Genomic DNA, 6,683 nt, shown 5'->3' on the forward strand with positions numbered 1-6,683 from the left:
TTCTTCCTTCTTCCTTCTTCCTTCTTCCCTACCTCCCGTACCTCCCGTACCTCCCGTACCTCCCCTACCTCCCCTACCTCTTCTTCCTCCTGAACTCCTGACTCCTGAACTCCTGACTCCTTCCTTCTGATAGCGAAGCGTGGCGTTAGCCATACTCCTGAACCATTACCTGATGACTAGTACACTGCGGCGCAAATCAACCAACAATTAAAAATTCCACAAAAAGCTTGTGTAATCTGCTTTTTTAATTTTTAATTGTTAATTTTTAATTCCGCTGTGCGGTACTAGATTTTATTCATCATCAAAGTCATCATCATCTTCCTCATCATCATCTTCCTCAAAATCTTCATCATCTTCAACAACGATATCGCTAATTTCATCAGCAATTAAATCATCATCATCATCTAAAATCAGTCTTTCCCCTATCTTGCTACCAAAAGCACCATCTCCCATTCCCGGTGCATCCAAATTATAGAGTTTCGCTGTCCGGTCATCTAACACCATATCCAATGGGTCATCAACCTCATCCAGCACCCCACTACCTGGCTCTATCACGTAATCATCAATCACTCCCGCTTCCTCATAGGTGTTGTACCCAGTCCCAGCGGGAATCAAGCGCCCAATGATCACGTTTTCCTTGAGTCCGCGCAGCCAATCCGATTTGCCCTCAATGGCAGCTTCCGTTAGTACCCGCGTGGTTTCCTGGAACGAAGCCGCAGAGATGAAACTGTCAGTATTCAACGATGCCTTGGTAATCCCTAGCAGCATGGGAGTATATTCCGCCCGCGCCCCACCAGTAATGGACATCGCCTCATTCACCTGTTCCACCTGCCGCAATTCCACCAACTCACCTGGTAGCATGGTTGTGTCGCCACCGTCATCAATCCGCACCTTATTGGTCATTTGGCGGACAATCACCTCAATGTGTTTGTCAGATATCTCAATCCCTTGGGACTGATACACCATCTGCACTTCATTCACCAAAAAGGTCTGCACCTTCTGCAACGCATGACTCGCACAAGCATAGACCCCATCCTCTGACCCCAAGCTGAAGAATATCTCCAAAATTTCATGGGGATTAGAAGGGCCATCAGTCATTGGTTGTCCAGCCACAATCTGCGCCCCGTCAGGAACAATCAAATTCTGCCCCGGTCCGAGGGGATAGTCGGTCACTGTCCCATTGGCTTCCACAATCTTAATAGAGTAGGCTTCACGAGTAACAGATGTCACCTCATCGCCATCCCCATAGACAATCTTCACTTCCCCCGGACGACGCGCCAAAATACAGCCTTCCTTGGGTTTGCGGGCTTCTAGCAGTTCCTCAATCCGGGGCAAACCTTGGATAATGTCCCCAGTCTTGGCTCGTTCAAACACCAACAACACCAAATTATCACCCCGTTGCACCAAATCCCCATCTTCGACCTGTAGCACCGCCCCAGGACTGACTCGGTAAGGACGACCAACGCGGAGAGTAATAGAGTGGGCTGAATTGTCCTTTGTCAGCGATGCACTGAGCTTGTCGAAGTGTTGTCCGTTGTCCGTTGTTTTGTCACTGACCCCTTCGGGGTTCGTCAGTCGCTCATGGGGGAAACCCCCAAGACCGCGCTGACTCACCACTGACGACTGACCACTGACGACTTCCACTACCTGACCCGATTCTGCGGCAAATATACCAGGAGCAATTTCGCTACCTTCCACTACCAAATCGCCCTTCTTGATATTCGGCAGCACATTGGTACCTACAGTTACCAAATCATTCGGACGCAGCACCAAACAACGGCGCACCGTTTCCGCCCCCTGCTGCACACCGCGAACAATTCCCCCTTCCTTACACAAAATCTTCGTCCGTGCTACCACAGCCCCAGGTTCAATGGTGTCACCGTCCGCAACTTCCAAATTAGTCTCTGTGCTGCCTTGGGTCGCATCCGCTGTAATGTCGCGCCGCACTACCAAAGACTCCAAAATCACCAACTGTAACCGCTGAATTTCCTCATTTTCAGCATCAGTAATCAATTCAATGTCCGCAGCCAAAGGCGAAGCCCCGTGTTCCCCCTCCGTCTCCTGCTCAATCTCCAATACTATCTGTGTCCGCAGCAGTTCCACACCCTCCACCGACTTCACCCGCTCTGAATCCTTATAAGGAATCCTTTGCACCGCTCGTAACTGAATCGAACGCCCTGTATCCTGACTCACCGTCGTTGTCGCTGGGACATCAGGGTGGGTTGGCACAGCAAATTCTACCACCGGACGACTCAGCAATGCCGGACCTTCGGGAGTCTCCACATACTGGATATACCGCAACTCCGTCGCCACCATTCCTTGCAATTCTTCACCGGGCTGCAAAAATGTATTGTCATGGGCGATCGCAGTTTCCGGATCATCTACCATCAACAACTCACCCGGTTTCACTACCACTTCTCGCAAAATGTCATTCTTTTGGGTAACTTCTACCACCCCACCGGTTTGACAGAAAATGTCTTTGACCACTTCCGTTCCCGCTTCCACATACTGGCCATCCTCTACCAGCAGCAAGGAAATATCCTTGTTCACCTCATGGGTTTCTTCCGGTATCCACAGCAGCGTTCCCCCCTGCACCACCTCATAGCCTAATTTGGCTTTCCCTTTCTTCTGTACTTCCACTTGGGCAAATTTCAATAAGCCCCCGGTGGTCGTCCGGTACTGGTCATCAATCAATTCTGCCACTACCTGACCATTCTGCACCTTAGTCCCTGGAGTCGCCCGCAAATTAAATACCTGATTATTCGTGGTTGTAATCAAGTAGCTATTTCGCCCTTGGGAACTCTGCACGGTAATCGCTGCCTGATCCAATACCACAGAAGCGGTAATAATCTCGATTTCCCGCGTCCCTTTCCCGGGAATGGCTTCTGGTAATCGCACTACGCCTCCATGTACCGTTGTCAGCTTGGTTTGCGCCAATACTCCATTAGTTGCGATCGCATCCCCATTCTTGACAATCAACTCCGCCCCTGGCAGCAAGTTATATACGTCCCCCGATAGAATCCAAATCAAACCGCCTCTAGAAGCAGTAGTAGTGGTATTCCCCTGGCGGTCAGTCTTTGGTTCTGCCACCAGATCCGCAAATTTCACTTCACCAGCCAAGTCAGAAGCTACGTCTTTCACGGCTTTTTCTGTATTGGTTCTGGTGGTTCTACCTCCCAGCGCCACTTCAGCCACCAAATGCTCTGCCAATACCTGCTGACCATTGTGAATATATAGAGTTGAACCCTGGGTAACAGCAATTTCCTGGCTTTCCCCCGTTCCCGACTTCTTATCGCCCTCAATCGTCAAGGTCCCGTTGGCTTCCACATACAGGGCATCTTCACCATGACGAGTGCGGTAGGGACGGGTTTGCAATTTGCGAGGAATCTTCACTGTTCCTGCCACCTTAGACCGCACCTGTTGGGCAACTTCCCCGGTGAATACGCCTCCAGTGTGGAATGTCCGCATGGTCAACTGCGTCCCTGGTTCGCCAATACTTTGGGCGGCAATAATCCCCACAGCTTCACCCAAATCTACCATCTTGGCATGGGCTAAACTCCAACCGTAGCAATGCTGACACACTGACCGGGCAGCTTCACAGGTCAAGGGACTGCGGACAGTCACCTTTTGGACTCCGGATTTTTGGATAGCGATCGCTAAATCATCATCAATGGGCGTATTCCGCAGGGCAATGATTTCCCCTGTGACGGGATGCACCACGTCCTCACCCACAACCCGACCCATCAACCGCGTTGCTAGTTTAATTAAGATTTTATTCCCTTCGACCATTGCCCCAATGGTCAAGCCCTTATTTGTGCCACAGTCAAACTCTCGCACAATCACGTCCTGGGACACATCCACCAACCGCCGGGTCAAGTACCCAGAGTCAGCAGTCCGCAGCGCCGTATCCACCAGCCCCTTCCGCGCTCCATAACTAGAAATAATATATTCGGTAACTGTCAAACCTTCTCGGAAGTTGGTTTTAATTGGTAAATCAATAATTTCCCCCTGGGGATCTGCCATTAGTCCCCGCATCCCCACCAACTGCCGCACCTGGGAAATATTCCCCCGCGCCCCGGAAAAGGCCATCATATACACGGAGTTGAGGGGATCTGTTTTCTGGAAATGCACCACCACCTCATCCTTGAGTGCTTCTGAGGTACTGTTCCAAGTATCAATTACCTTCTGAAAACGTTCAACCTCGGTAATTTCCCCCCGTTGATAGCGTTCCTCCGTTACTAAAATTTCCATCTCTGCTGCTTCCAGCATCTCTTTCTTAGCCGGAGGAATCATCAAATCATCCACACTAATAGATACTCCGGCTCTGGTAGCGTAGCGAAAACCCAATTCCTTGAGTTTATCGGCCATTACTGCCGTCCGCGCTGTTCCATAATGAGTAAAAGACCAAGAAATCAGGTCTCTCAACTTAGCTTTGTTTACTACCAGATTCCGAAAAACTGCTTTAGTCATAATTTTTATTAGTCATTAGTCTTAGTTAGTTGAAGGAGTCAGAAGTCAGGAGTCAGAAGAGGGAAGGAGTCAGGAGTCAGGAGTCAGGAGTCAGAAGAGGGAAGGAGTCAGAAGGAGAAAGCAGAAAGAGGAAGGAGAAAGCAGAAAGAGGAAGGAATTTTTTACTTCTTCTTTCTTTCTTTCTTTCTTTCTTCTTCATTTCTCCTGACTCCTGACTCCTACCTCCTTCTTCATTCTGACTCCTTCTTCATTCTGACTCCTGACTCCTTTCTCTACGCATCTATCGCTTCCTGAATTGCCTGGTTATAAATTGCTCGTCCTGGAGTCGTATAAATATACTGAGAAATCAAATTCCCTTCCCCATCTTCCCGCACCCGTCGGAACTTATAAATCAGAGTCCGACTCATCAGCCTGCCCTTAGCGTCTTTGTCCTCAATTACCTCCACAGGTTCAGTATCCGGTTCACCCGAATCAATTTCCCCATCAAAACGCACATAAATATAGGCATGAAGCTCTACCTGTTTCGCCTCATAGGCCATAATTACATCGTCCAAAGAGGAGAAATACTTACCCGCCCCCTTGGTTGCCTTGGGGTTTTCCGCTGTCAAATAATATGCTCCCAAGACCATATCTTGGCTAGGAGTCACAATCGGTTTGCCCGTCGCTGGTGACAAAATATTATTAGAAGCCAGCATCAACAGCCGGGCTTCAGCTTGACTCTCTAAGGACAAGGGAACATGAACCGCCATTTGGTCACCGTCAAAGTCAGCATTAAAGGCGGGACAGACTAAAGGATGGAGTTGAATGGCTCTCCCTTCTACCAAAATCGGTTCAAAGGCCTGAATCCCCAATCGGTGCAACGTGGGCGCTCGGTTTAGCATCACTGGATGCCCCTCAATTACTTCCTGCAACACATCCCAAACACTGGCATCATTGCGAGAAATCAGCTTTTTCGCTGCCTTGATATTGTTCACCATGCCGGAACGAATCAGACGATTGATCACAAAGGGCTGAAACAACTCAATGGCCATTTCTCTGGGTAGACCGCACTGGTGAATCTTCAGATTCGGACCGACCACAATTACCGACCGTCCCGAATAGTCCACCCGTTTACCCAGAAGGTTTTGGCGGAAACGTCCTTGTTTTCCCTCAATAATATCGGACAAGGATTTCAGCGGCCGGTTATTAGCCCCCACCACAGTCCGTCCCCGCCGACCATTGTCAATCAAGGCATCCACAGCCTCTTGCAGCATCCGTTTCTCGTTGCGGACAATAATCTCCGGCGCGAGAATTTCCTGAAGTCTAGCCAAACGGTTGTTGCGATTAATCACCCGGCGGTACAAATCATTTAAATCGCTGGTGGCAAATCTGCCTCCATCTAGCTGCACCATGGGGCGCAAATCTGGGGGAATGACGGGAATAATTTCCATTACCATCCATTCTGGCTGAGAACCGGTAGCGATGAAATTATCAATTACCCGCAGCCGTTTAATTAATTTTGCCCGTTTCTGACCCTTGGCCTTTTCGATTTCATCCCGCAGGGTTTCGGCTTCTTGCTCCAAATTAATATCTGCCAACAGCCGCAACAGAGCTTCAGCACCAATGCCAACTTCCACACCCTCTAACTGGGAATCTTCGCTGTAGATAGCATCTTCGATTTCTAACCATTGGTCTTCGCTCAACAGTTGTTTGTAACTGAGAGTATCAGCGTTGCCCGGTGCTAAAACGCAGTAGGAGTTGAAATAAACAATCTGCTCCACATCCCGCAACGGCATATCTAGGAGAATAGCAATATAGCTAGGAATCCCTTTGAGATACCAAACATGAGCCACAGGGGCAGCCAACTTAATAAAACCCATCCTGTGACGACGGACGCGGGACTCTGTAACTTCTACACCACAGCGCTCGCAGACAATCCCTCTATGGCGCACCCGTTTGTACTTACCACAATGGCATTCCCAATCCTTAGCTGGGCCAAAGATGCGCTCGCAAAACAAACCATCCATTTCTGGTTTGAGGGTGCGGTAATTAATAGTTTCTGGCTTGGTAACTTCACCTACAAGTTGTCCATTGGGTAAAGTCCGTTCACCCCATTGACGGATGCGTTCTGGTGAAGCTATGCCAATTTTTACGTAGTCAAATTGATTAGTTTGGGGGGATCTCATGAGAATTAAGAATGAAAAAACAGGAGTCAGGAGTCAGGAGTCAGGAGT

2 protein-coding genes are annotated in these 6,683 nt (G+C 49.2%); both read right to left on the reverse strand.

Features of this window, described 5'->3' with window-relative positions:
* Positions 1 to 291 precede the first annotated feature (291 nt).
* Positions 292 to 4,470, reverse strand: coding sequence for a DNA-directed RNA polymerase subunit beta'' (locus FJR06_RS18550; protein ID WP_168652005.1), 4,179 nt, complete (start codon positions 4,468 to 4,470; stop codon positions 292 to 294).
* Positions 4,471 to 4,742: 272 nt separating this feature from the next.
* Positions 4,743 to 6,635 carry a DNA-directed RNA polymerase subunit gamma gene (locus tag FJR06_RS18555; protein WP_015083024.1) on the reverse strand — a complete coding sequence of 631 codons (1,893 nt, stop codon included), beginning with the start codon at positions 6,633 to 6,635 and terminating at the stop codon, positions 4,743 to 4,745.
* Positions 6,636 to 6,683 lie beyond the last annotated feature (48 nt).

The sequence above is a fragment of the Dolichospermum sp. UHCC 0352 genome, from assembly GCF_009711925.1.
Classification (GTDB): domain Bacteria; phylum Cyanobacteriota; class Cyanobacteriia; order Cyanobacteriales; family Nostocaceae; genus Dolichospermum; species Dolichospermum lemmermannii.

Excerpts from the sequence above, each read along its gene's own strand:
- FJR06_RS18555 (WP_015083024.1), bottom strand. The coding sequence starts at position 6,635 with ATGAGATCCCCCCAAACTAATCAATTTGACTACGTAAAAATTGGCATA.
- FJR06_RS18550 (WP_168652005.1), bottom strand. The coding sequence starts at position 4,470 with ATGACTAAAGCAGTTTTTCGGAATCTGGTAGTAAACAAAGCTAAGTTG.